The sequence below is a fragment of the Bradyrhizobium sp. SZCCHNRI3052 genome (assembly GCF_032484895.1).
In the GTDB taxonomy this organism is placed as follows: Bacteria; Pseudomonadota; Alphaproteobacteria; order Rhizobiales; family Xanthobacteraceae; genus Bradyrhizobium.
In genome coordinates this window covers 342,448-365,787 of record NZ_JAUETW010000002.1, presented here as the reverse complement: position 1 = coordinate 365,787, position 23,340 = coordinate 342,448, and the positions used below count along the sequence as shown (strand labels likewise).

At 65.0% G+C, this 23,340-nt stretch carries 23 protein-coding genes; 5 read left to right on the top strand and 18 right to left on the bottom strand.

The window, feature by feature from the left end; genetic code table 11:
- Positions 1-9: 9 nt before the first annotated feature.
- Entirely contained in the window at positions 10-672 is a 663-nt protein-coding gene (locus QW887_RS06900) for a phosphoribosyltransferase (protein WP_315714353.1), read from the bottom strand.
- 241 nt (positions 673-913) lie between these two features.
- Between QW887_RS06900 and QW887_RS06895 the strand changes: the two genes are divergently transcribed.
- Entirely contained in the window at positions 914-1,840 is a 927-nt protein-coding gene (locus QW887_RS06895; protein ID WP_315714352.1) for a hypothetical protein, read from the top strand.
- Positions 1,841-1,862: 22 nt separating this feature from the next.
- Here QW887_RS06895 and QW887_RS06890 read toward each other — a convergent pair whose 3' ends face one another.
- The 5 genes from QW887_RS06890 to QW887_RS06870 all read right to left on the bottom strand — a co-directional run bounded on the left by QW887_RS06890 (position 1,863) and on the right by QW887_RS06870 (position 5,548).
- Positions 1,863-2,855, bottom strand: a complete 993-nt coding sequence (locus tag QW887_RS06890) for a ribose-phosphate diphosphokinase (protein WP_315714351.1) — start codon at positions 2,853-2,855, stop codon at positions 1,863-1,865.
- 51 nt (positions 2,856-2,906) lie between these two features.
- On the bottom strand, positions 2,907-3,473 hold the full coding sequence (locus QW887_RS06885) for an HPF/RaiA family ribosome-associated protein (protein WP_315714350.1): 567 nt from the start codon (positions 3,471-3,473) through the stop codon (positions 2,907-2,909).
- Positions 3,474-3,655: 182 nt separating this feature from the next.
- On the bottom strand, positions 3,656-4,078 hold the full coding sequence (locus QW887_RS06880) for a hypothetical protein (RefSeq protein WP_315714349.1): 423 nt from the start codon (positions 4,076-4,078) through the stop codon (positions 3,656-3,658).
- Positions 4,079-4,245: 167 nt separating this feature from the next.
- Positions 4,246-4,560: a hypothetical protein gene (locus tag QW887_RS06875; RefSeq protein ID WP_315714348.1), complete on the bottom strand. Its 315-nt coding sequence runs from the start codon at positions 4,558-4,560 to the stop codon at positions 4,246-4,248.
- A gap of 58 nt (positions 4,561-4,618) precedes the next feature.
- Positions 4,619-5,548 carry a hydrogen peroxide-inducible genes activator gene (locus QW887_RS06870; protein ID WP_315714347.1) on the bottom strand — a complete coding sequence of 310 codons (930 nt, stop codon included), beginning with the start codon at positions 5,546-5,548 and terminating at the stop codon, positions 4,619-4,621.
- Between the two features lie 229 nt (positions 5,549-5,777).
- On the opposite strand from QW887_RS06870, the gene katG reads away from it, so the two are divergent.
- Positions 5,778-7,958: a catalase/peroxidase HPI gene (gene katG / locus QW887_RS06865; protein ID WP_315714346.1), complete on the top strand. Its 2,181-nt coding sequence runs from the start codon at positions 5,778-5,780 to the stop codon at positions 7,956-7,958.
- Between the two features lie 95 nt (positions 7,959-8,053).
- On the opposite strand, the gene QW887_RS06860 is transcribed toward katG, so the two are convergent.
- Positions 8,054-8,869 carry a lytic transglycosylase domain-containing protein gene (locus QW887_RS06860; protein ID WP_409977953.1) on the bottom strand — a complete coding sequence of 272 codons (816 nt, stop codon included), beginning with the start codon at positions 8,867-8,869 and terminating at the stop codon, positions 8,054-8,056.
- A 177-nt stretch (positions 8,870-9,046) separates the two neighbouring features.
- Here QW887_RS06860 and QW887_RS06855 point away from each other — a divergent pair, with 177 nt between their 5' ends.
- Both QW887_RS06855 and QW887_RS06850 read left to right on the top strand, forming a co-directional pair.
- Positions 9,047-9,292, top strand: coding sequence for a hypothetical protein (locus QW887_RS06855; RefSeq protein ID WP_315714345.1), 246 nt, complete (start codon positions 9,047-9,049; stop codon positions 9,290-9,292).
- Between the two features lie 190 nt (positions 9,293-9,482).
- Positions 9,483-10,070 carry a PepSY domain-containing protein gene (locus tag QW887_RS06850; protein WP_315714344.1) on the top strand — a complete coding sequence of 196 codons (588 nt, stop codon included), beginning with the start codon at positions 9,483-9,485 and terminating at the stop codon, positions 10,068-10,070.
- 9 nt (positions 10,071-10,079) lie between these two features.
- On the opposite strand, the gene QW887_RS06845 is transcribed toward QW887_RS06850, so the two are convergent.
- The 9 genes from QW887_RS06845 to QW887_RS06805 form a co-directional block, all read right to left on the bottom strand.
- Entirely contained in the window at positions 10,080-10,772 is a 693-nt protein-coding gene (locus tag QW887_RS06845; RefSeq protein ID WP_315714343.1) for a TetR/AcrR family transcriptional regulator, read from the bottom strand.
- Positions 10,773-10,920: 148 nt separating this feature from the next.
- The gene (locus tag QW887_RS06840) at positions 10,921-11,643 is read right to left on the bottom strand and encodes an HAD-IA family hydrolase (protein WP_315714342.1); all 723 of its coding nucleotides are present in this window, start codon (positions 11,641-11,643) and stop codon (positions 10,921-10,923) included.
- Positions 11,640-12,584: a CbbX protein gene (gene cbbX / locus QW887_RS06835; RefSeq protein ID WP_315714397.1), complete on the bottom strand. Its 945-nt coding sequence runs from the start codon at positions 12,582-12,584 to the stop codon at positions 11,640-11,642. Before cbbX ends, QW887_RS06840 begins: the two co-directional genes overlap by 4 nt.
- Before the next feature lie 170 nt (positions 12,585-12,754).
- Entirely contained in the window at positions 12,755-13,171 is a 417-nt protein-coding gene (locus tag QW887_RS06830) for a ribulose bisphosphate carboxylase small subunit (RefSeq protein WP_315714341.1), read from the bottom strand.
- A 75-nt stretch (positions 13,172-13,246) separates the two neighbouring features.
- Entirely contained in the window at positions 13,247-14,707 is a 1,461-nt protein-coding gene (locus QW887_RS06825; protein WP_315714340.1) for a form I ribulose bisphosphate carboxylase large subunit, read from the bottom strand.
- A gap of 35 nt (positions 14,708-14,742) precedes the next feature.
- The gene (fba, locus tag QW887_RS06820; protein ID WP_315714339.1) at positions 14,743-15,825 is read right to left on the bottom strand and encodes a class II fructose-bisphosphate aldolase; all 1,083 of its coding nucleotides are present in this window, start codon (positions 15,823-15,825) and stop codon (positions 14,743-14,745) included.
- Positions 15,826-15,869: 44 nt separating this feature from the next.
- On the bottom strand, positions 15,870-17,897 hold the full coding sequence (gene tkt / locus QW887_RS06815) for a transketolase (protein WP_315714338.1): 2,028 nt from the start codon (positions 17,895-17,897) through the stop codon (positions 15,870-15,872).
- Positions 17,894-18,769, bottom strand: a complete 876-nt coding sequence (locus QW887_RS06810) for a phosphoribulokinase (RefSeq protein WP_315714337.1) — start codon at positions 18,767-18,769, stop codon at positions 17,894-17,896. The genes tkt and QW887_RS06810 overlap by 4 nt, the downstream gene beginning before the upstream one ends.
- Positions 18,770-18,804: 35 nt before the next feature.
- A complete protein-coding gene (locus QW887_RS06805) occupies positions 18,805-19,860 on the bottom strand; it encodes a class 1 fructose-bisphosphatase (protein ID WP_315714336.1) in 1,056 nt (351 codons plus the stop codon).
- A gap of 146 nt (positions 19,861-20,006) precedes the next feature.
- On the opposite strand from QW887_RS06805, the gene QW887_RS06800 reads away from it, so the two are divergent.
- Positions 20,007-20,927 (top strand): LysR family transcriptional regulator, encoded by a 921-nt coding sequence (locus QW887_RS06800; protein WP_315714335.1) that lies wholly within the window; start codon positions 20,007-20,009, stop codon positions 20,925-20,927.
- Between the two features lie 48 nt (positions 20,928-20,975).
- On the opposite strand, the gene bchJ is transcribed toward QW887_RS06800, so the two are convergent.
- Positions 20,976-21,641 (bottom strand): bacteriochlorophyll 4-vinyl reductase, encoded by a 666-nt coding sequence (gene bchJ, locus QW887_RS06795; protein ID WP_315714333.1) that lies wholly within the window; start codon positions 21,639-21,641, stop codon positions 20,976-20,978.
- A gap of 1 nt (position 21,642) precedes the next feature.
- Entirely contained in the window at positions 21,643-23,247 is a 1,605-nt protein-coding gene (bchE, locus tag QW887_RS06790; protein WP_315714331.1) for a magnesium-protoporphyrin IX monomethyl ester anaerobic oxidative cyclase, read from the bottom strand.
- Positions 23,248-23,340 lie beyond the last annotated feature (93 nt).

The window sequence follows — 23,340 nt, the reverse complement described above, 5'->3', positions numbered from 1 at the left end:
GCCGGCTCGTCAGGAGGCGTGCATGGATCTGCTTGATGGAAACTGCCTCAAAGTGGCAATCACCTCGTCGTCGCTGACCTGATGAAAGTCGCGATAGAAATAGCCGATCGCGCCAAACTCCTGAGGCTCATGCAGACAGACGACGGCATCGACTTCCGCATGCAATTTCCTGATGGCGTCCGGCGGCGCGACCGGGACCGCAAGCACGAGCTCTTTCGGTTCCTGCTTCCGAACAGCCTTGATGGCGGCAAGCGTGGTTGCGCCTGTCGCAACGCCGTCATCGACGATGATCGCAACCTGCCCCTTGACTTCGGCGCGAGCCCGATCGCCCAGATAGCGCTTGCGGCGCCGTTCGATCTCAGCACGTTCCTCCCTGCAGACGACCTCAAATTCTTCGGAGGTGACGCCGGATAGCTCGATCACGTCCTGGTTACGTATGGTGGTCATGCCCTCACCATCCGCGATGGCGCCCATTGCGAGCTCCGGCTGCCCCGGCAGCCCGATCTTGCGGACCAGCAGCAGATCGAGTGGCGCATTGAGGGCTGCTGCGACTTCCGCCGCAACCGGCACGCCGCCGCGTGGCAGCGCAAGAACGACCGGGTGCCGCCCCTTGTATTTGAGCAGCGCCTCGGCGAGTTGCCGGCCGGCATCGGTTCGGTTCTGGAACAGCATGGCAGACCTCATGCGGAAGAGGGGCAGGATATGAGCCGGACAACCACTGCTATTGATCCGTATCAAGCTGCCGGCTGCCTCGATTGGCGATAGGCATCATATGCCCGGATGGCAGAATGAACCCTGGGGCGAGGACGCTGAGAATGGCAGCGCGACCGCTCTTGCTCGCAAGGTGGCGTTTCTCAGCCGGCCGGACAGTTATGTCCCGGCGCCCGACGCTGTGATCACGCGGGAGACCCACATGTCCTGGGTCTTCATGGTTGACGAGCGCGTCTACAAGCTCAAGAAGCCGGTTCATTTTCCATATCTCGATTTCTCCAGCCTTGAGCGCCGCGCAGAGGCCTGCCGCGCTGAGGTTTCGCTGAACCGAAGGCTGGCGCCCGACGTCTATCACGGCCTGGTGCCGCTGACGGCTGCGCCGGGTGGTTACGCCATCAGAGGAGGCGGACACATCGTTGATTGGCTCGTCGTCATGCGCCGGCTCGACGAAGGCCAAACACTCGAAGTCGGGCTTCGCAATCGCAAGGTCTCCCAGGCCCAGATCGATGGTTTGGCCAGTCGCTTGAGCCGCTTCTATTCGCATGCGCGCCGGATCATGATCAATCCGGAGAGCTACATGGTGACCCTGCAAAAGGCAGTTCTGGCGGATCGGCGAGGTTTGCTCGAGTCGGCCTTCGACCTGCCCCGCGGCACCATCGAGCGCATCGCCAACCTGCAATGCCGTTTCCTGCGGCAGCGGACCGATCTACTGGCGCAGCGGGTGCATCACCGGCTCGTCCTCGACGGCCATGGCGATCTGCGGCCGGAACATATCTGGTTGAGCCCTCCCTTCCCCATCATCGACTGCCTGGAGTTCAATGCCCGCTTGCGGACGTCGGATGCACTGGACGAAATTGCCTTCCTGCACTTGGAATGCGCTCGACTGGGAGGACCGTGGGTCGGTGAGAGGCTTCGGCGATATCTGGCCGTCCAGCTCAATGATGACCCGGCCAGCGGACTGTTCTTGTTCTATCGGATTGGCCGCGCCATGCTGCGCGCCAGGCTATCCATCGCTCATCTCGCCGACGCCCATCCACGGACGCCGGAAAAATGGCCGCGGCTGGCGCGCACCTATCTCAAACTTGCCAAGGCGGACGCAGCGCAGCTTGAGCGGCAGCTCACGGCGTGAGCCAGAATTTGAATTGCGGGGATCAATCCTGATACGGAAGCAGCTCCGTCAGCGGCTCGTTGTGGTGCAGCCGACGAATGGTCTCTCCGAGAAGGGGCGCCGCCGAGACAATCTCGAGCTTATCGCGAACCGCGCCCGGCGGAAGCCTGAACGGTGGCACGCTGTCGGTCGCGATGATGCGGCCGATCGCAGGGTCGGCGAGCGTCGTTGCCGCGCCCGGCATGAACAAGCCGTGCGCCACGCAAGCTATCACCTCTTCGGCCCCATGGGCACGGGCCGCCTTCGCCGCCCGCACCAGGGTTCCACCGCTGCTGATGAGATCATCCACGATCACGCACAGCGCGTTCGCCACCTCTCCGGCGAACAAGTCGCCCGAAACGACGCCGGAGCTGCGATGCTTCTCCACGAATGCCTTGCCGATCGGACGGCCGAGCGCTTTCCCCAGAACCTCGCGGAGCAGGTCCGCGCGCTTGCCGCCTCCGAGATCCGGCGAAACCACGGCAATCGGCCGATCAGCCGCGATCGCCTTGATCCTGCCGATCAAGAGCGGCGCCGTGCTCAGCGCTACCGATGGGCAACGGAACGCGTTCTCGAACGCGGCCTCGTTGTGAACTTCGAGGGTCACCACTGCATCAACACCGATCGCCTCGAACATGGTCGCAAGATAACGGATCGTGACGGGGTCATTGGCCTTGGTGCGCCGATCCTTTCGCGCATAACACAGATACGGTGCGACCGCCGTCACCCGCGCAGCACCGGCATCCTTCAACGCTCCGACCAGGAACAGCAGCCGGCACAGCTTGTCGTTCGGACTCTCGTCAGGACCGCCATGGAGGCTATGCAGAACGTAGACGTCGCAGCCGGCGACAACTTCCAGCGGCCGCACCTTGTGTTCGCCGTCCTCGAAGCTGCGTTCTTCGACAGCGGCGAGACGGCATCCGAGCGCGTGAGCGATTTTTTCGCCAAGCCCTTCCGTGCCATGAAGACAGAACAAACGCAGGCGATCACCAATCATCGGTTACCTCCAACGTCAAACCTGCTCGCCGCTCGCGTCTCGGCCGCCGATCTAAGCCCGCAGCCCATGTTTCCCGAGCAATCTGACCGTGCTCGCCTGCGGTCCTTTTTCTCCGATCTCCTCGACGTAGCTTACGCGGGCGCCGGGCACGATGCTTGGTCCACCATCAACGACACTATTACAGTTGAAATAGACTTCGTGGCCGTCGGCGGCTTCCAGAAAGCCGAACTGGCCGCTTGGATCGATACGCGCAACGGTTCCGATCGGTTGAGGCTCGTGCGTCTTGACATCGCCACGCATCAGTCGCGCCCGGTCCTGCAGTTGTCGACGCGCGCGTTTGAATGCGTTGTCCACGGCGAAGGTCAAGTCGACGTACCGTTCATCCAGCTTCGGGGTACGTCCAACGTGGACTTCCCGACCGTCGGGCAGCGCCAGCCGAACGCTCACCAGATATTGACCGCCGGTTTGGTGATGACCGCCCGGACCTTTGACCATGACGCGCGCCGCGGTGATCCGGCCAAAGCGGCTCTCCAGTTCCGCGACATGTTGCTCAACGGCAGCCCGGATTTCAGCGGAGACGCGAATCCCTTCAAATTCGATTTGAACTGGTGTTTGCATTTCCGGCTCCTCTCCCGTGTCGAACTTATTGGACCACGGGAGCGAGGAGCAGCTTTGAGCAAGATCAACTTGCCTTTAGCGTTCTGGCTGCCACGCGATCACGATCAGCTCGCAGCAAACACGAAATCGTCTGCGCGATCGCTCGCGCAGACGACAGGGCATCCGGAACCAATCAGCCGATCTCACCAGGGGCCGCCCCACGGACCACCCCAGCCATAATAGCGATGCCGCCAATACGGACGGGCATAGTAGGGACGGCCGTAATACGGCCCGTAGCCGACGCCGACATAGCCGTAGGGCGGGCCATAATAATAGGGATCGTCGTAGTAATAAGGCGATGCCGTCGCCGCGATCCCGGCGCCGAGAAGCGCGCCGGCTGCGAGCGCGCCTGCTCCCCAGCCCCAGCCGCCGCCACGCCAACCGCCACCACGCCAGCCGCCGCCATGCCAGCCGCCATAGCGGACCTGAACCGTGCTGAGCGGCGCAACGTCGGCCTTCGCCGCGGCCGACAGCGCAGCGACGGGTGCAGACAACGCCGGAGCGCTCGCTCCGGCCAGCATTGCGCCGGACAGGGCCAGCGCTCCCACATAGTTCAAGCTTCGCATCGCAAGGACTCCTCGACCAAGGTCATCACGCATGACTGCCGCGAAGGTCATCCGGCGCAGTCCTCCGCCGCGATCGCGGCGACGAGCAAATGAGCTGCTCGTCGCTACGAACCACCTGTCGGCGCGACCGTTCCATTGCAAAAGCGCGATCGCCGGCGAACATCCCTTCAATGCCGGCCGAGATTGCTCGAGCTGCCGGAATTGTCGGCGCCGGTGCTCGGGCTGTTGTTGTCGAGCAAGCCGGTGGCGTCATTCGGCGCCGATGGCGTGCGCCCCGATCCGTTCCCCGCCGCAGCGGCGGCTTCCGCCGCGCCCGATCCCATTCCGGTCGTCCCCGTCGCGTTTCCGGGTCCGCCCGGCGTTGAGGTTGTCGCGTCGCGGGAGGCGCCGGCGCAGCTGCCACCCGTGCCGCTGCTATCAGCCAAGGCGAGCTGGCTCGACAACGCGAGCGCAGCAGCGGATGCGATCAAGGCCAATTTCATGAGGATGTCCTTCCTTAAGGAAGGACAACGCCGCCTCGGACGGGATGGTCCCGAAGGATCAGCTTCGCCGTTTGCGGCCCTGCGCTGCCGCGGCCTGCTTGCGCAGACCCTCGGCCGCGCTGCCGACGATCTCGGAAATCTGCATCAGTTGCTTGGCGAGCGGGCTGGTCTTGCGCCAGACCATGCCGACCGTGCGCTGCGGCTGCGGATCGGCGAAGCGCGCCAGCGACACCGACGCCGACCGCGTCTCGACGCCGACCGCCATCTCCGGAATCAACGTCACGCCCATGCCGGCGCCGACCATCTGCACCAGGGTCGACAGCGAGGAGGCATCGAGCATCTCGCGCGGCGCCTGCATGTTGCAGAACGACAGCGCCTGGTCGCGGAAGCAGTGCCCCTCCTCCAGCAACAGCAGCCGCATCTCGCGCAGCATCTCGCTGCTCGGCACCGCCGCGCCTTCATATTCCGGCGGCCGCACCAGCAGGAAGCTCTCCGCGAACAGCGCGACCTCGGTCAGCGACGGCTCCGACACCGGCAGCGCGACGATCGCGGCATCGAGGCGGCCCTCGACCAGTTCCTCGATCAGCTTCGGCGTCTTGGACTCGCGGACGTGGATGTCGATCTCGGGATGTCTGCGCGTCAGGTTCCCGATCACCTTGGGCAGCAGATAGGGCGCGATCGTCGGGATCATGCCGAGCCGCAGCCGGCCCGTGAGCTTGTCGCGCGAGGCGCGGGCGAAATCGCCGAGCTCATCGACCGAGCGCAGGATCTCGCGCACGCGCTCGGCGAGCTGCTCGCCGAATCGCGTCAGCACCACCTGGCGCGCATTGCGCTCCAGCAGCACGCCGCCAAGCGCGTCCTCCATCTCCTTGATCTGCATCGACAGCGCCGGCTGCGAGATCGCGCAGGCCTCCGCGGCGCGGCCGAAATGGCCGAGACGCGCCAGCGCATCGAAATAGCGAAGCTGCCGCATCGTCAAATGTATCATCAGTTTATCTTATCGTTCACCGCCGCGGAGTCAATTTTCCCTGACCACAATCTTGAGATGCAACGGTCATGCACCGTGTCCATATGCGTTTGAATGGCGTCAGACCAGGTTCATCAGATAATCTTATCGTTGCGATCACCAATCTCAATTTCCCCTGATCGAAGCAGCCGCGTAGGGTCCCGGCTCCCACCCCAGGGGGGAACCATGACGATCACGTCAGGAGAGAAACATGGATGACGTCAGCAAGTGCCCGTTTTCGGGCGGCTTGAAGGGATTTTCGAACAAGGATTGGTGGCCGAACCAGCTCAATCTCTCGGTCCTGCATCAGCACTCGAACCTCTCCGATCCGCTCGGTGAGGCGTTCGATTATTCCAAGGAATTCAAGAGCCTCGATCTCGACGCGCTGGTCAAGGACCTGCACGCGCTGATGACCGATTCGCAGGACTGGTGGCCGGCCGATTTCGGCCATTACGGTCCGCTGTTCATCCGCATGGCCTGGCACGCCGCCGGCACCTATCGCATTGGCGACGGCCGTGGCGGCGCCGGCACCGGCCAGCAGCGCTTCGCGCCGCTGAACAGCTGGCCAGACAACGCCAACCTCGACAAGGCTCGCCGCCTGCTGTGGCCGATCAAGCAGAAGTACGGCCAGAAAATCTCCTGGGCCGACCTGTTCGTGCTGACCGGCAACGTCGCGCTGGAATCGATGGGTTTCAAGACCTTCGGCTTCGGCGGCGGCCGCGCCGACACCTGGGAGCCCGAGCAGGACATCTATTGGGGTCCCGAGGGCAAGTGGCTCGCCGACGAGCGCTACAGCGGCGACCGCGAGCTCGCGGGCTCGCTCGCTGCCGTGCAGATGGGCCTCATCTACGTCAACCCGGAAGGCCCGAACGGCAATCCCGATCCGCTGGCTGCCGCGCGCGACATCCGCGAGACCTTCGCCCGCATGGCGATGAACGACGAAGAGACGGTGGCGCTGATCGCCGGCGGTCACACCTTCGGCAAGACCCACGGCGCGGGCGATGCGTCGCTGGTCGGGGCCGAGCCGGAAGGCGCCGACATCGCGCAGCAGGGTCTCGGCTGGGCCAGCAAGTACGGCTCGGGCAAGGGCGGCGATACCATCACCTCCGGCCTCGAAGTGATCTGGACGACGACGCCGACCAAGTGGAGCAACAACTTCTTCTGGAATCTGTTCGGCTACGAATGGGAGCTGACCAAGAGCCCGGCCGGCGCGCATCAGTGGAAGCCGAAGCACGGCGCCGGCGCCAACACGGTGCCGGACGCGCATGACAAGTCGAAGCGGCATGCGCCGTCGATGCTCACCACCGACCTCGCGCTGCGCTTCGATCCGGCCTACGAGAAGATCTCGCGCCGCTTCCTGGAGAACCCGGATCAGTTCGCCGACGCCTTCGCCCGCGCCTGGTTCAAGCTGACCCATCGCGACATGGGTCCGAAGGTGCGCTACCTTGGCCCGCTGGTGCCGAAGGAGGATCTGATCTGGCAGGATCCGGTGCCGGCCCTCGATCATCCCGTTGTCGACGACAAGGACGTCGCGGCGCTCAAGGCGAAGATCCTCGCCTCGGGTCTGTCGGTGTCGCAACTGGTGTCGACGGCCTGGGCCTCAGCCTCGACCTTCCGCGGCTCGGACAAGCGCGGCGGCGCCAATGGCGCGCGCATTCGCCTGGCTCCGCAGAAGGACTGGGCGGTCAACAACCCGGCCGAACTCGCCAAGGTGCTCTCGACGCTCGAGGCCATCCAGAAGGAGTTCAACGCGCAGGCCTCCGGCGGCAAGAAGATCTCGCTCGCCGACCTGATCGTGCTGGCCGGCAATGCCGGCGTCGAGGCGGCCGCCAAGAAGGCCGGCGTCGAGGTGACCGTGCCGTTCGCGCCCGGCCGCACCGATGCCTCGCAGGAGCAGACCGACGTCGAGTCGTTCGCGGTGCTCGAACCGACCCATGACGGCTTCCGCAACTATCTCAGCGGCAAGCAGTGGCTGTCGGGCGAGGAGCTGCTGGTCGACAAGGCGCAACTGCTCACCTTGACCGCGCCGGAGATGACCGTGCTGGTCGGCGGCCTGCGCGTGCTCGGCGCCAACGCCAACGGCTCCAAGCATGGCGTGTTCACCGAGCAGACCGAGACGCTCTCCAACGACTTCTTCGCCAACCTGCTCGACATGGGCGTGGCCTGGCGTCCGGTCGATCAGGGCGAGCACACCTTCGAGGGCCGCGACCGCAAGTCCGGCGCGATCAAGTGGACGGCGACCCGCGCCGACCTGATCTTCGGCTCGCACTCGCAGTTGCGCGCGCTGGCTGAGGTCTATGCCAGCTCGGATGCCAAGCAGAAGTTCGTCAAGGACTTCGTCGCCGCCTGGACCAAGGTGATGAACCTCGACCGGTTCGATCTGAAGGCCTGAGGCGACAAGCCGACTGACCGACACCAAAGAGAAGCGGCGCTTCAGTGATGAAGCGCCGCTTTTTTCATTGGACATGTCTATCAGTCGCGGGCCCGTCAGCGCGCCGCGGCCGAGCCGCCGCCGTCGATCTGGCGGCCCATCAGCGCGATCGCCTTCTGATAGACGCCGGCGGCGTTCCAGGCCTCGATGGCGGCGAAGTTCGGCTCGCCCGGCTGATAGCCGGCGCCTGCCTTCCAGCCGTTGGCGCGCAGGAAGTTCGCGGTCGAGGCCAGCGCGTTGGCGGCGACGTCGAGATTGCCGACGCCGTAAGCGAGGATGTTCTTCGGCATGAATTGCGTCTGCCCGACCTCGCCATGCATCGAGCCGCGGGTGTTGCCCGAGAGCACGCCGCGGTCGATCAGCTTGAGCGCGGCATAGAGCTGGTCGGTGAAGAACTCCGGACGGCGGCAGTCATAGGCGAGCGTCGCGATCGACGACAGCATGTGCTGATTGCCGCGCTGGCTGCCGAACGCGCTCTCCATGCCCCAGATCGCGATCAGCGGTCCGGGCGGCACGCCGTAACGCTGCTCGATCGAGGCGAACATCGCCGCCTGCGACTGCTTGAGCTGGCGGCCGCGCGCGACGATCGCAGCAGCCCCGCGCTTGGCGAGGAACTGATCGAGCGACAGCGAGAAGCTGCGCTGGCCGCGATCGGCGGCGATCGTCGCGGAGGCGTAGTTGGTCTGCATCAGCGCGGCGATCGCGGCGCCGCCGACGCCCTTCGCCCGCGCCTCCTCGCTGAATTCGCGCTTCCACGCCTCGAACCCCGCCGGCGACGAACCGCACTGCGCCGCTTGCGCAACGCCGCCGCAGGCTGCGAGCAGCGTCGCGACGGTGAACGTGAAGGTGATCATGGCCCGGCGCTTAATCATTCAGACTCCTCTGGTCGCGTCCGCCGATGCGGCCTGCATCGTGACCCCTGTCGGGACATCGGACGCCGCTGCGCGGCAATATCGGCCGCTCCCGGTTGAAACGGCGACAACCTATCGGAAATGGAAGAAAATCATAGCCGGCGGCGCATTAGCCGCAGATGAACGCGCCGAGCACCCGTGATTGCGCAGCCGCCCATCGACATGCGTGGCCGTGCGGGTTCCAAGGACGCAGCTCCCGCAATCGTGATCAGCGCCATCTACATCATCATGACCTGCCGGACGTCCACCGGTTTCCAGCCGGTCGAAAACAGCGCCAAGGCGATCGCGATCCGCTCGCTGGCCATGACGAGCAAACGCGAGATCCAGAGCTATCTCCCGCCACCTATCAGTTCGCCAGGCACAATGGCTTGGCCTTCAACGTGACGGCGATCGCCCCTCCATCCCCGAGGGCCACGGCGTCGGCTTCGACACCGACTACATGACGCCGCCGGTACCGTAACCTTGACATATACGCTGCCCTTAATTATAAAACGATACAGTTTCGTTTTATCACAACCGTTTTCCGAGGGAATGCTCTACAAGCACCGACCGAGATCGGAGACAGCAGGCCGTCATGAAACGAATCATTCTGTTGACCTTGATCCTGCTGTCATGGGCGCCCCTGGCGCACGCGGTCGCCGGGACCGGCTCCGGCATGCAGACCGAGAGGGATCCGTCAGCCTCCACCGATCCGGCACTGAGCCAGGAGACGATCGATCGCGAGCTCGACAAGTTCCGGCGGACGGAGGTGTCACTGCACCAGGCGCTGCGGATCGCCGAAAGGATTCATCCGGGCTCCAAGACCGCGGACATCAGCTTCGAGGGTGGGCTCGACGCGCCCGTCTACAAGGTCCGAACCCTGCAGAGCGGACGGATCTGGGAATCCGACATCGACGGCACCACGGCGAAGGTGCGCAACAGCGTGCTGTTCTCCACCGTGGATGGACTGAGCGAAAGCGATCGTAACAGCCTGGCTGCCCTCACCACGGTCCGGCTCAAGATGTCGGATGCGATTCGGATCGCCGAGCGCTCGGCGGCCGGCCGGGCGATCAGTGGCGGCCTGATGAACAAGGACGGCAAGCTCGCCTTCGTCGTGGTCGTCGTCAGCGGCAACGATCTCAAGCAGGTGACGCTCGAACCGTCATCGCTCCGGCGACGCTGATCGCGCTGCTCAGACCTTCGGCTGCAGCGCCAGGAACGTCTTGACCCGGTCACGGACGAAGCCGGGCAGCTCCCTGCGGATCGTCCTTTCGCTCTCACCCATGAGCGAGCGCATGATCACCGGCATGACGATCAGATCGATGAAGATCTCGGCAGAAACGGCCGACGCCTTCGACGGCGTCCGGCGAGCGGTCGTGGCCGAGGCGCCGATCGTCTCGCCGAGCAGCACCGCCACGGCATGGGTGGCCCGCTTGCGCGAGACGTCATGAAACTGACAACTGAGATCGGGAAACCGGTAAGCCTCCCCGATCGTGACCCGTAACAATCCCAGCGAGTCCTTCAGCGCGCGATCGACGATGGCGATGGCCAGTCCAACCAGCTTTTCCTGTGCGGTGCCGGCCACCGGCGTGTAGGACCCGAGATTCATCACGTCGTTGATGGACCGCGCGACGACGGCGGCGAACAAGGCGGCCTTGCCGGTGTATCGGGCATAAATCGTCGGCTTGCTGGCGGGGGCGCGCTCGGCGATCTCGTCGATGCTGGCGCCGTCAAAGCCGCGCTCGAGAAACACCGCGCGCGCAGCGTCCAGAATACGTTCCTCGATATTTCCAGCCAGCGCCTTCGGCGGCCGTCCCACCCGCCCGCGAAACGCTTCCGTGCGTGCAACGTCCGTACGTTTCAATTTGGCCTGCGTGCGGGCCATACTCAACGACCTCGACTCGACATGAAGATATGTCGTCAAGGGATTACACGTTCTTGTCGAGACGGCAATAGAACGACCACGCCACGCGGCTATGCGCATGGTGGCGTACATAATCGGCAACGCATCAGCACAAGCACCTCAAAATACCTCAGGTAACAAGCTCCCCGAGATCGTCGAACACGGCGAGCGCACCGTCGAACGCGTCGTCATGAAAGTAGAGGCTGCGCGTGATCAGCACGGGAACGCCGGCGCGGGTCGCAGCCATCAACCCGTTACCGGAGTCCTCGATCGCGATGCAACTGGCCGCGGGTAGATCGAGCTGCGACAAGACCTCCAGGTAGACATCGGGCGCAGGCTTCTTGCGCACGACATCGTCGGCCGCCACGACGGCGGCAAATCCTGCCTCCCAGTTCGCGCCCAGCGCGGGCGCCAACAGGGCATCGATATTGGCGCGCGTGGTCGTCGTCGCGATCGCGAGCCGCTGCCCGCGGGCCGAGGCAGCCTCCAGCAATGCTTGAACGCCCGGACGCAACGGGCAGCCCTTGTCGGCCATCAGCGCGGCAAACCGCTCCGTCTTGATGCGATGAAGCCGGGCAACGACGGCGTCGCTGAGCGGAGGACCCGTGCGCCGCATCTGGTCGAACGCACGAACGCGCTCCTTGCCACCGGTGACACGCAGCAGCTCCTTGTAGATGCGGCGGCCCCAGTGCCAGTCGATGCCCACCGCGACGAACGCCTCGTTGAAGGCCTCGCGATGGATTTCCTCGGTCTCGGCCATCGTGCCGTCGACGTCGAAGATCAGCGCGCCGGCGTCGGCGATGCGGCGCCGGAGGTCGTCGAGCGGCGCGTTCCTCACCAGAGCCAGACTCATGGTTGCACCTCCACCCTGCCGTCTCCCGCGTCGGTCCCCTTGGCGAACACGCGGCTTGCCAGCACGTCGCTGGCTTCGATCGACATCACGTCATCGGACGTCAGCACGCGGTCGAGCCGCGACACCAGCCGGTTGGCCTGGCGCAGGCGGATCCGATCCAGCGCATTGCGGATCGAGCGCGCGTTGGAGAACATGGGCTGAGTGCGCCGGACGGCGATGTATCTTTCGAAAGCGGCGCGGGCCTCCGGCGTGAAGCGATAATTCTGCCCTTCCAGCATCATCTCGGAGATCGTCAGCAGCTCGGCCTCCGAATAGTCGGGGAAGTCGATGTGATGGGCGATGCGCGAGCGGAAGCCGGGATTGCTCTGGAAGAACTTCTCCATCCGGTCGGCATAGCCGGCAAGAATGACCACGAGGTCCTCGCGCTGCGACTCCATGATCTGCAGCAGGATCTCGATCGACTCCTGGCCGTAGTCGCGCTCGTTCTCGGGACGGTAGAGATAATACGCCTCGTCGATGAACAGGACGCCCCCCATCGCCTTCTTCAGCACCTCCTTGGTCTTCGGCGCGGTGTGGCCGATATACTGGCCGACGAGGTCGTCGCGGGTGACGCTGATGACGTGGCCGCGGCGCACGAAGCCGAGCCGGTGCAGGATGCCGGCCATGCGCAGCGCGACAGTGGTCTTGCCGGTGCCGGGATTGCCGGTGAACGACATGTGCAGGGTCGGAAACGTCGTCGCCAGCCCCATCTTGCGGCGGATCCGCTCCATCATCAGCAGCGACGCGATCTCGCGGATTCGCGTCTTGACCGGGGTGAGCCCGACCAGCTCGCGGTCGAGCTGCTCCAGCACCGGCGCAATATCGACGCTCTCGAACTCGCGGCGCAGGTCGACGGTGTCGACCGGCGTCGCCTCGGTGGTGTCCGTCTGCGTGGCCTGCATCATCGGCTGGTGCTCCGTTCTGGACGTTCGCATCAGATCGCCGTGCGTTCGATTGCGAACCTGGCAGCAACGAAGCAACGGCAAATAGAAGGTGATATGGCCGCTCCGGGCGGAGATCCCTGCCACGCCGCAGACCCGCAGACGCAGCAGCGACCTCCGCCCGCCAGGGATCAGTAACGCTGGCCTTCCGGGCGCTCGGCCGCGTAGGACCGCGTCGAATAACGCTGATTGCGCCCGACGGTTTCCTGCCGGTCGAGCCGGAAGCCCGGCTCGTTCTGCGGCCGGTTGACGATGAAGGACAACCGGGTCGATTCCCAGCCATGGCTGGAATCGAAGGCCGAGATGCGGATGTAGCGGTCGCCGTAGATCTTCCGGCACTCGGTCAGCTCGCGCATGATGCCGGCGGCGTCACGCAGGTCGAACATCGGCAGGCCCCACATCTCCCAATAGGTGTTGCGGGGATGCGGATCGTCGGTGAACTCGATGTTCACGGCCCAATTCTTCTCGAGGCAATACTGGATCTGAGCGGAGATCTGCTCGTCGGTCAGATCGGGCAGGAAAGAAAAGCAACCCTGGGTCACGCGCATGTTGATGTCTCCTGATATCGCTGAAACGGGCGAGCCGGTGTCCGGCTCGCATCGCGGCGTCGCATCGAACGATTGTTAGGCGGCAGGCGTCACTGTCGGGACGAAGTCCGGCGAATCGGTCGATTCGTAGTTGAAGGTGACGTCCTTCCAGATCTCCAGCGCCTCGCGCAGCGGCGTGCAGGTCTGTGCCGCCTTGGCCAGGATCTCCGGACCTTCATGCACGTAGTCGCGGCCCTCATTGCGGGCGAGGATCATCGCTTCCAGCGCGACGCGGTTGGCGGTCGCACCGGCGGCGATGCCGCGCGGATGGCCGATCGTGCCGCCGCCGAACTGCAGCACGACGTCCTCGCCGAGCAGGTCGAGCAACTGGTGCATCTGGCCGGCATGGATGCCGCCGGAGGCCACCGGCATCAGCTTGTTCAGGCTGGCCCAGTTCTGGTCGAAGAACACGCCATGCTCCAGCCGCATCGGATTGAAGTCCTCGCGGCAGATGTCGTAATAGCCGCGCGTGGTGTTCGGATCGCCTTCGAGCTTGCCGACCACGGTACCGGCATGGATGTGGTCGACGCCGGCGAGCCTCATCCATTTGGCGATGACGCGGAACGACACGCCGTGCGCGCGCTGCCGCGTGTAGGTCGAGTGACCGGCACGATGCAGATGCAGGATCATGTCGTTCCGGCGCGCCCATTTCGCCATCGACTGGATCGCGGTGTAGCCGATCACGAGGTCGATCATGACGATCGTCGAGCCGAGCTCCTTGGCGAACTCGGCGCGCTCATACATGTCCTCCATCGTCGCCGCGGTGACGTTGAGGTAGGTGCCCTTGATCTCGCCGGTCGCCGCCTGCGCCTTGTTGACCGCCTCCATGCAGTACAGGAAGCGCTCGCGCCAATGCATGAACGGCTGCGAGTTGATGTTCTCGTCGTCCTTGGTGAAGTCGAGCCCGCCCTTCAGCGCCTCGTAGACGACGCGTCCGTAGTTGCGGCCGGACAGGCCGAGCTTCGGCTTGACGGTGGCGCCGAGCAAGGGACGGCCGAACTTGTCGAGCCGCTCGCGCTCGACGACGATGCCGGTCGCCGGCCCCTGGAACGTCTTCACATAGGCCACCGGCAGCCGCATGTCCTCCAGCCGCAGCGCCTTCAGCGGCTTGAAGCCGAACACATTGCCGATGATCGAGGCGGTCAGGTTGGAGATCGAGCCGGGCTCGAACAGATCGAGGTCATAGGCGATATAGGCGAAATAGCTGCCGGGCGAGCCCGGCACCGGCTCGACGCGGTAGCACTTGGCGCGATACTTCTCGGCCGCCGTCAGCCGGTCGGTCCACACCACGGTCCAGGTCGCCGTCGAGGATTCGCCGGCGACCGCGGCGCAGGCCTCGGTCGGATCGACACCGTCCTGCGGCGTGACGCGGAACAGCGCGATGACGTCGGTGTCCTTGGGCTGATAGGACGGCTCCCAATAGCCCATCTTCTTGTATTCCATCACGCCGGACTTGTAGCGATCCTTGCCGCGCACCGTGATCGATTGGTCGTTCATGTGTTCCTCCTGGATTTTCGTTGTGGCTGTGGACGTCACGCAGCTTCGGTCATTCCCCCAATTCGTGGATCGAGCGCGCCGGAGCGATAGCGCTTGGCCATCTCCGACAGCGGCAGCACCTTGATCCTGGATGCATTGCCGGCGGCGCCGAACTGCTCGAACCGCTCGCGGCAGAGCTCGCGCATCGAATCCATCGCGGGCTTCAGGAATTTGCGCGGATCGAACTCGCTCTTCGACGACGCGCCGACTTTTCGGAAGATGGCGGTCATTGCCAGCCGGCAGTCGGTGTCGATGTTGACCTTGCGCACGCCGTGACGGATGCCGCGCACGATCTCCTCGACCGGGACGCCCCAGGTCTGCGGCATCTCGCCGCCGAACTGGTTGAACATGTCCTGCAGGCTCTGCGGCACCGAGGACGAGCCGTGCATGACGAGATGCGTATTCGGCAGCCGGCGATGGATCTCCTCGATCACGTTCATGGCGAGAATCTCGCCGTCCGGCTTGCGCGAGAATTTGTAGGCGCCGTGCGAGGTGCCCATCGCGATCGCCAGCGCATCGACCTTGGTGGCGCGGACGAAGTCGACCGCCTGGTCGGGATCGGTCAGCAGCTGCTCGCGGCTGACCTTGCCCTCGAGGCCGTGACCATCCTCCTGCTCGCCGCCACCATGTTCGAGCGAGCCGAGCACGCCGAGCTCGCCCTCGACCGAGGCGCCGACCCAGTGCGCCATATCGGTGACGCGGCGGGTGATGTCGACGTTGTAGTCGTAGTCGGCCGCGGTCTTGGCATCGGCCCTGAGCGAGCCGTCCATCATCACGGACGTAAAGCCGTACTTGATCGCGGTGGCGCAGGTCGCCTCGTCATTGCCGTGGTCCTGGTGCAGGCAGAGCGGGATCTGCGGATACATCTCCTCCAGCGCGTCGATCATCTTGGACAGCATGATGTCGCCGGCATAGGAGCGCGCGCCGCGCGAGGCCTGGATGATCACGGGGGCATCGACGGCCGCGGCCGCCTCCATGATCGCCAGCCCCTGCTCCATGTTGTTGATGTTGAACGCCGGCACGCCGTAGCCGCGCTCGGCCGCATGGTCCAGCAATTGTCTGAGCGTGATCCGCGCCATGTTGGTCTCCGTCCCTGGTTCGATGTTCTGCTTGGTGGCGCGGCTCAGGAAGCCCGCGCCCGGATGATGTTGCGCATCGCCGCATCGGCCACCGCCGCAGGCGTGATGCCGAATTCGCGGTACAGCACCTCGGCCGGCGCCGAGGCGCCGAAGCCGTGCATGCCGACGAACTCGCCGGCATCGCCGAGCCAGCGCGCCCAGTCGCCCTCGATCGCGGCCTCCACGCCGATGCGCGGCACGTGGCCGAGCACCGCGGCGCGATACTCTGCCGACTGCTTGCGAAACAACTCGAAGCACGGCGCCGACACCACCGCCGCCTGGACGCCCTCGGCCGCCAGCAGCTTGGCCGCCTCCAGCGCGATCGCCACCTCCGAGCCGGTCGCAATCAAGGTCACATCGCGCCCAGCCTCGGGCTCGATGACCACGTAAGCGCCGCGCGCGACCTTGTTGTGATCCGATGCCTCGGTGCGGAAGGCCGGCAGGGCTTGCCGAGACAGGCACAGCACCGACGGCGAGGTCTCCGCGCGCAGCGCGCAGTCCCAGGCTTCCGCCGTCTCGACCGCGTCGGCCGGGCGGAAGACCAGGAGGTTCGGAATGGCGCGCAAGCTCGCGACATGCTCGACTGGCTGATGCGTCGGGCCGTCCTCGCCGAGGCCGATGGAATCGTGGGTCATCACGTGGATAACGCGGATGCCCATCAGCGCGGCCAGCCGAATCGCCGGCCGGCTGTAGTCGGCGAACGCGAGGAAGGTGCCGCCATAGGGAATGAAACCGCCATGCAGCGCGATGCCGTTCATGGCCGCAGCCATCGCGTGTTCGCGCACACCATAGTGCACGTAGTTGCCATCCATTGCGGCCGGTGTGACGGATTTGTGCGTCTTTGCCTTGGTCAGGTTGGAATGAGTCAGGTCCGCCGAGCCGCCGAGCAGATTTGGCAGCACTGTCGCAATGACATCGATGACGTTCTGCGAGGCCTGGCGGGTGGCGATCTTCGGCCGCTCGGCCGTGAGCTGCGCGATGAACTGCGCCATGCGCTCGGTATAGGCGGCCGGCAGCTTCTTGTTCAGCGCGTCATGGCACGGCGATCGGTCCGCGGTGCACAGCTTGCGCGCACGCTCCTTCCAGGCCTGGCGCACGCTGCGGCCGCGCGCGCCGATCTCGCGCCAGCTCACCAACACATCGGCTGGCACCTCGAACGGACGGTGCGGCCAGTGCAGTGCCGCGCGGGTCTTCTCGACCTCCTCCGGCCCGAGCGGCGCGCCATGCGCCTTCTCCGAGCCCTGCCGTCCGGGTGAGCCGAAGCCGATCGTCGTCCGGCACGCAATCATGCTCGGGCGGTTGCTCTGCCGCGCCGCCGCGATAGCAGCCTCGATGGCTTCGGGATCATGGCCGTCAATGCGGGACGTCGCCCAGCCCGACGCCGCGAAGCGTGCGAGCTGATCGTCGGAGCAGGCAAGACCCGTCGAGCCGTCGATCGAGATGCCGTTGTCGTCGAACAGCACGATCAAGCGATTCAGCTTGAGATGGCCCGCGAGCGAGATCGCCTCGTGGCTGATGCCCTCCATCAGGCAGCCGTCGCCGGCGATCACGTAGGTATAGTGATCGACCAGATCGTCGCCGTAGCGCGCGTTCATCAGGCGCTCGGCGAGCGCCATGCCGACCGCCGTCGCGATGCCCTGCCCGAGCGGACCGGTGGTGGTCTCGACACCAGGCGTGTGGCCATACTCAGGATGCCCCGGCGTCTTGGCGCCCCATTGCCGGAACCGCTTCAGCTCATCGATCGTGACGGCCTCGTAGCCAGTCAGATGCAGCAGCGCATAGAGCAGCATCGAGCCGTGTCCGGCCGACAGCACGAAACGGTCGCGATCGGGCCAGGCCGGATCGGCGGGATCGAATTTCATGAAGCGTGAGAAAAGGACGGTTGCCACGTCGGCCATGCCCATCGGCATGCCCGGATGACCCGATTTCGCCTTTTCGACTGCGTCGATGGCCAGGAAGCGGATGGCATTCGCCATCTCGGCATGGCTGGGATCGGCTTTCGGAGCCAGCGTTTGCACGGCGGTGGCGGTCATAGCGTGCGCCTCTTTCGGTCCATCAGTTGCATGATCATGGGGGTGAGAATGAGCTGCATCGCGAGATCGAGCTTGGCGCCGTGGATCACGATCGAATTGGCGCGCGACATGAAGCTCTGCGGAATCATCGAGAGCAGATAGGGGAAGTCGATGCCGCGCGGGTTCTTCAGCCGGATCACGACCATCGATTCATCGGGCGTCGGGATCCAGCGGGCGACGAACGGGTTCGAGGTGTCAACCGTCGGCACGCGCTGAAAGTTGATGTCGGTCTCGGAGAACTGCGGGATGATGTAGTTCACGTAGTCCGGCATGCGGCGCAGGATCGTGTCGGTGACCGCCTCGGTGGTGTAGCCGCGCGACGCGCGGTCGCGGTGCAGCTTCTGGATCCACTCCAGGTTCATCACCGGAACAACGCCGATCTTCAAATCGGCGTGCTGCGCGATGTTGACCTTGTCCGTGACAACGGCGCCGTGCAGGCCTTCGTAGAACAGCAGATCGGAGTCCTCCGGCAGCCGGCTCCACTCGGTGAAGTTGCCGGGCCTTGTGTCGTAGAGCCGCGCCTCCTCCTCATCGTGGACGTAGTGGCGCGTCATGCCGGTGCCGGTCTCGGAATAATCGCGAAAAGTCTTCTCGAGCTCCTCGAACAGATTGGTGTCGGGGCTGAAATGGCTGAAGTGCTTGTTGCCGATCTCGGCCTCCTCGACCATCTTGCGGCGCATCTCCTCGCGATTGTAGCGATGGAAGGCGTCGCCCTCGATATAGGCCGCCTTGACGTTCTCGCGGCGGAAGATGTTCTCGAAGGTCTTCTTGACGGACGTGGTGCCGGCGCCCGACGAGCCGGTGATCGAGATGATGGGATGACGACGTGACATGAACTTTCTCCGGAAGGCGCGTTCGGCAGGCGGGCTCAGCGGAACAGGCCGCGCCGCGCGAACAGGGGCGCATCGCTGGTTTCGAACAGCGGCTCGATGCCCTCATGCAACTGGTCGACGTCGCGGACAAGGCGGACGTCGCCCATGATCAGCGGCGCGCGCTGATGCGGCGAGCGCGCCGACAGTTCGAGGATGCGCGAACGGCCGCTCGAGGCCGAGCCGCCGGCCCATTCCATGATCAGCGCCATCGGATGCGCTTCGTAGACCAGCCGCAGCCGGCCCTCGCGATAGCCGGGGCGGGAGTCGGCCGGATAGAGGAACACGCCGCCGCGCATCAGGATACGATAGGCCTCGGCGACCAGCGAGGCGATCCAGCGCATGTTGAAGTCGCGGCCGCGCGGGCCGGCCGCGCCCGACAGGCATTCGTCGACATAGTTGCGCACGGTCCCGCTCCAGTGCCGGCGGTTCGACGCGTTGATGGCGAACTCCGGCGTATCCTGCGGGATGCGGATGCCAGACTTGGCGAGCATGAACTCGTGCAAGGTCGGATGCAGGACGTAGAGATCGACGCGATGGTCGATCGCGAGCACCAGGCAGGTCTGTGGTCCATAGACAAAGAAGCCGGCGGCAAGCTGTGCCGTGCCGGGCTCGAAGAAGCTGGAGAGCACGTCGCGGCCCCGCGGGCGGATCGAGAAGATGGTGCCGACGGAGATGTTGTTCTGCAGGTTCGACGAGCCGTCGAGCGGGTCGATCGCCACGCAAAGTGGGGCAGCAGCATTGACCGTTTCCGGCCGGTCGACCTCCTCGGACAGGATGCCAGCGACCGGAGCCCGGCGCAGCGCATCCCGCATCAGATTGTCGGCGACGATGTCGAGCGCCTTCTGGACGTCGCCGTCGGCGTTCACGGTGGCGGCGCCTTCGTCGACGCCAGACAGCGGTGCGACCGCGATCTGCCGCGCGAGTTCGCGCGCCGCCCCGGCCAGAGCCTCGATGACCGCGGCGCAATCGGCGTCGGCACCCTGCGCCGCCAGATGTGCCTGCAATGTCTGATGTTGATCCATTTGGTGATTCATGGGCCACTCCCTCGCCATCAGCTCCTCTGCCGGGAACTTGATGAAGCCGCACGAATGCGTCGTGCCGCGCTGCTATCAACACTCGATTTGCCTAATTAGGGAAATTTCATTATCTTTGGATAGACCAAAGTTTTCCTTATACTGGCGATCTCATCGAGGGTTCCATGAGCCGGCACTTCTCTCGCGATCTCACCATCCGCCAGCTTCGGGCGCTGGCTGCCGTGCAAAACTCGGGGTCGGTGACGTCTGCGGCCGGCCGTTTGAACCTCACTCAGCCTGCCGTGACCCTGCAGATTCGCAATCTTCAGGAGCTCGCCGGGCTGCCGCTGATCCAGCGCACCACCGACGGCATGATCCTGACCGAGGCCGGCCGCAGCGTCCTGGCACTCGCCGAGCGCGTCGAAGCCGCGCTGCAGGACTGCGAGCAGGCGCTCGACATTCTGGCGGGACGCAGCGGCGGCCGCGTGGCGATCGGCGCGGTCAGCACCGCGAAATATTTCGTGCCGTTTGCGATCGCGGAATTTTCGCGGCGCTTCCCCAAGATCGACGTCACCTTGCGGATCGGCAATCGCGACAGCCTGCGCGAGGCACTGCGCGGCTATGATCTCGACATCGCCATCATGGGCCGGCCACCGGCCGACGTTCCCGTGGATATGCGGCCGTTCGGAAAGCACCCGCACATCATCATCGCCCCAGCCAACCACCGGCTGGCGCGCCGCAAGCGGATCGCGGCCGAGGATCTCGCCGGCGAGGTGTTCATCACCCGGGAGCCGGGATCGGGCACCCGGCTGCTGATGGAGACATTCTTCGAGAAGCATGGTCTGAAGCCGAAGACCAGCATGGAGATGGACAGCAACGAGACCATCAAGCAGGCCGTGATCGCCGGCCTCGGCATCGCCTTCATCTCGCAGCACACCGTCGCCCATGAGCTCAGCGAGGGGCGGCTGGTGACGTTGAAGGTCGCGGGATTGCCGATCATCCGCCAGTGGCACGCGGTGCGGCGCGCCGACAAGCTGCTGCTGCCGCCGGCGCAGGCGATGCTGGACTTCTTCGGCAAGGAAGGAGCGCGGTTTCTGCCGAGCTGAGCGCGACAACCGATGCCATTGCGGTGTCACGTCTCGCATGGCGCCGTCTCACCAGCCGATCTCGAACCGGCAGGCCTCGTCACCCCAGGCTTCGCAGGCAATCTCGCGCGCATGGGCGTCGGGATGCACGAGCCTTGCGAACAGCGTCTCGAACGTCCCAGCGTAGAAGTCGCAGATGGCGTGATCGCCGTGATGGCCGCGGCACAGCGGACAATGGCTGATCTGGTAGATGGTGGGCCGACCTGGGCGTACGGTGAAGGTGCCGGTCCCGGCAAACGTCCAGGCATGCGCGGATATCGCCCGCGTCAGCACGCCGCTCGCGAGCCGGGCCGGCAGCAGCCGGAGCACGCGGTGCGCCGCGGAGGGGATGCGATGCGCGAGCAGATAGGCCGCCGTCAGCCGCCCTGCCCTGGTGCTGACGGCGCGCGCAGCATCGTCGTCGAGCTCGGTCCGAAGCGCACGATGGAGCCGCGTGACCTCGGCTTCGTCGACCATCGCCGCCGGAGGCGTCGCGAGATAGGTGTCGAGCCGCGCGGCCGCGAAGACGCGGCGCGCCGCCTCCTCGCCGTGCAGCTGACGCAAGGCCTCCGCGGTCTGGATGATCGCGTTGGGACCGATGCGGCCGGCGATGTGGCCTTCAGCAACGCCGTCCTGATGGTCAGGCGCGGCGTCAGCACGCGGCAGCGGAACGTGCCGGGCGCACGTGCCGTGCATTTCAATGCACCCGCGTCTCGGTCTCGTCGTTCATCTGCCCGGCACCGCCGCCACAGGCCATCACCTGCGCCTGCTGCGGTCCGCTCAGCTTGCGATTATGGCTCGTCTTCCATTCGACCTTGCCGGGATCGGCGCGCCTGCGCGACGTATCGAAGCCGAAATCGACCTTGCCCTTGGACTGCGGCCCCCAGTAATTGACGCGGCCAAGATCGTAGAATTTCCGCTCGAAGCCCGACTTCAGGAACGCCTTGAGGCAGCCGAGCAGATAGCGGCGGCGCTCGCCGGAGCCGGCCCAGGGATAGGAGAACAGCGCCTTTAGGATGTAGAAGCGGCGATAGTTGTTCATGACGCCGTCGAGCAGCTCGCCGCGGTCCATCGCGTCCGGCTTCATGATCGGGGTGACGAAATTGTACTTCTCGTAGTCGAAGATCTCGACCTTGTCGCCGAGGTCGCGGAACAGATCGGAGAAAGGCCAGGGCGTGTACATCGCCCAGTTGGCGAGATCCGGCTTCCAGTCGCGCGCCATCTGGTAGGTCTCTTCCAGGGTCTCGCGGGTCTCGTTCTCAAGGCCAACGATGAACTGGGCCTCGACGACGATGCCGGCGTCGCGCAAGAGCTGGATCGCCTTCTTGTTCTGCGCGACCGTGGTCTCCTTGTTGAAGCGGTCGAGCTTCATCTGCGCCGCGGCTTCCGTCCCCAGCGAGACGTGGATCAGGCCGGCCTTGCGGTACAGCGGCAGCAGCGCTTCGTCGCGCAGGATGTCGGTGACGCGGGTGTTGATGCCCCAGAGGATCTTGAGGTCGCGGCGGATCAGCTCCTGGCAGAAGGCTATGAATTTCTTCTTGTTGATGGTCGGCTCCTCGTCGGCCAGGATGAAGAAGCCGACATCGTGCTCGCGCATCAATGTCTCGATCTCATCGACCACCTTCTTCGGGTCGCGGATGCGATAGTCGCGCCAGAATTTCCATTGCGAGCAGAAGCTGCAGGTGAACGGGCAGCCGCGCGCCATGTTGGGGATGGCGACGCGCTTGTTCATCGGGATGTAGATGTACTTGCTCCATTCGAGCACGCTCCAATCCGGCGTGATCGCATCGAGGTTCTTCACCGTCGGCGCCGCCACCGTCGCCACGACCTCGCTGCCGTCGCGATAGGCGATGCCCTTGATGCTGCGGCGGTCCGTCGCCCAGCGGCCGTCCTCGCGGGCGCGCATCAGGTCGACGATGATCTCCTCGCCCTCGCCGCGCACGATGGCGTCGATCCACGGCGCCTCGGTCAGCACCTGCTGATACATGAAGGTGGCGTGGATGCCGCCGAGCACGGTCAGTGCGTCCGGGTGCTCCTCCCGAGCGATCTCCAGAAGACGCTCGGCCTTGTAGATGGAGGGCGTGATCGCGGTGCACCCGATCACGTCAGGCTTTTCGCTGCGCAGGATGGCGCGGACCTGATCCTCGGAGAGATCGTTGGTCATCGCGTCGATGAAGCGGAGGTCGGTGAAGCCGGCCGCCTTCAGCGCGCCAGAGATATAGGCCGCCCAGGCGGGCGGCCAGTTGCCGGCGATCTCGGCGCCGCCGGAGTGATAATTCGGATGCAGCAACAAGATCCGCACGGCGTTCTCCCCGATTATCAATTTGTCTATCAATCTTAACGTCAAGATAGATTGACAATTTGATCTGGCTCAAACGCCGCGCGAAAGCGTCAC

Bases quoted from the DNA above. Each gene is read 5' to 3' on its own strand.
- QW887_RS06900 (WP_315714353.1), bottom strand. From the start codon at position 672: ATGCTGTTCCAGAACCGAACCGATGCCGGCCGGCAACTCGCCGAGGCG.
- QW887_RS06895 (WP_315714352.1), top strand. From the start codon at position 914: ATGTCCTGGGTCTTCATGGTTGACGAGCGCGTCTACAAGCTCAAGAAG.
- QW887_RS06890 (WP_315714351.1), bottom strand. From the start codon at position 2,855: ATGATTGGTGATCGCCTGCGTTTGTTCTGTCTTCATGGCACGGAAGGG.
- QW887_RS06885 (WP_315714350.1), bottom strand. From the start codon at position 3,473: ATGCAAACACCAGTTCAAATCGAATTTGAAGGGATTCGCGTCTCCGCT.
- QW887_RS06880 (WP_315714349.1), bottom strand. From the start codon at position 4,078: ATGCGAAGCTTGAACTATGTGGGAGCGCTGGCCCTGTCCGGCGCAATG.
- QW887_RS06875 (WP_315714348.1), bottom strand. From the start codon at position 4,560: ATGAAATTGGCCTTGATCGCATCCGCTGCTGCGCTCGCGTTGTCGAGC.
- QW887_RS06870 (WP_315714347.1), bottom strand. From the start codon at position 5,548: ATGATACATTTGACGATGCGGCAGCTTCGCTATTTCGATGCGCTGGCG.
- katG (WP_315714346.1), top strand. From the start codon at position 5,778: ATGGATGACGTCAGCAAGTGCCCGTTTTCGGGCGGCTTGAAGGGATTT.
- QW887_RS06860 (WP_409977953.1), bottom strand. From the start codon at position 8,869: ATGATTAAGCGCCGGGCCATGATCACCTTCACGTTCACCGTCGCGACG.
- QW887_RS06850 (WP_315714344.1), top strand. From the start codon at position 9,483: ATGAAACGAATCATTCTGTTGACCTTGATCCTGCTGTCATGGGCGCCC.
- QW887_RS06845 (WP_315714343.1), bottom strand. From the start codon at position 10,772: ATGGCCCGCACGCAGGCCAAATTGAAACGTACGGACGTTGCACGCACG.
- QW887_RS06840 (WP_315714342.1), bottom strand. From the start codon at position 11,643: ATGAGTCTGGCTCTGGTGAGGAACGCGCCGCTCGACGACCTCCGGCGC.
- cbbX (WP_315714397.1), bottom strand. From the start codon at position 12,584: ATGCAGGCCACGCAGACGGACACCACCGAGGCGACGCCGGTCGACACC.
- QW887_RS06830 (WP_315714341.1), bottom strand. From the start codon at position 13,171: ATGCGCGTGACCCAGGGTTGCTTTTCTTTCCTGCCCGATCTGACCGAC.
- QW887_RS06825 (WP_315714340.1), bottom strand. From the start codon at position 14,707: ATGAACGACCAATCGATCACGGTGCGCGGCAAGGATCGCTACAAGTCC.
- fba (WP_315714339.1), bottom strand. From the start codon at position 15,825: ATGGCGCGGATCACGCTCAGACAATTGCTGGACCATGCGGCCGAGCGC.
- tkt (WP_315714338.1), bottom strand. From the start codon at position 17,897: ATGACCGCCACCGCCGTGCAAACGCTGGCTCCGAAAGCCGATCCCAGC.
- QW887_RS06810 (WP_315714337.1), bottom strand. From the start codon at position 18,769: ATGTCACGTCGTCATCCCATCATCTCGATCACCGGCTCGTCGGGCGCC.
- QW887_RS06805 (WP_315714336.1), bottom strand. From the start codon at position 19,860: ATGGCGAGGGAGTGGCCCATGAATCACCAAATGGATCAACATCAGACA.
- QW887_RS06800 (WP_315714335.1), top strand. From the start codon at position 20,007: ATGAGCCGGCACTTCTCTCGCGATCTCACCATCCGCCAGCTTCGGGCG.
- bchJ (WP_315714333.1), bottom strand. From the start codon at position 21,641: ATGCACGGCACGTGCGCCCGGCACGTTCCGCTGCCGCGTGCTGACGCC.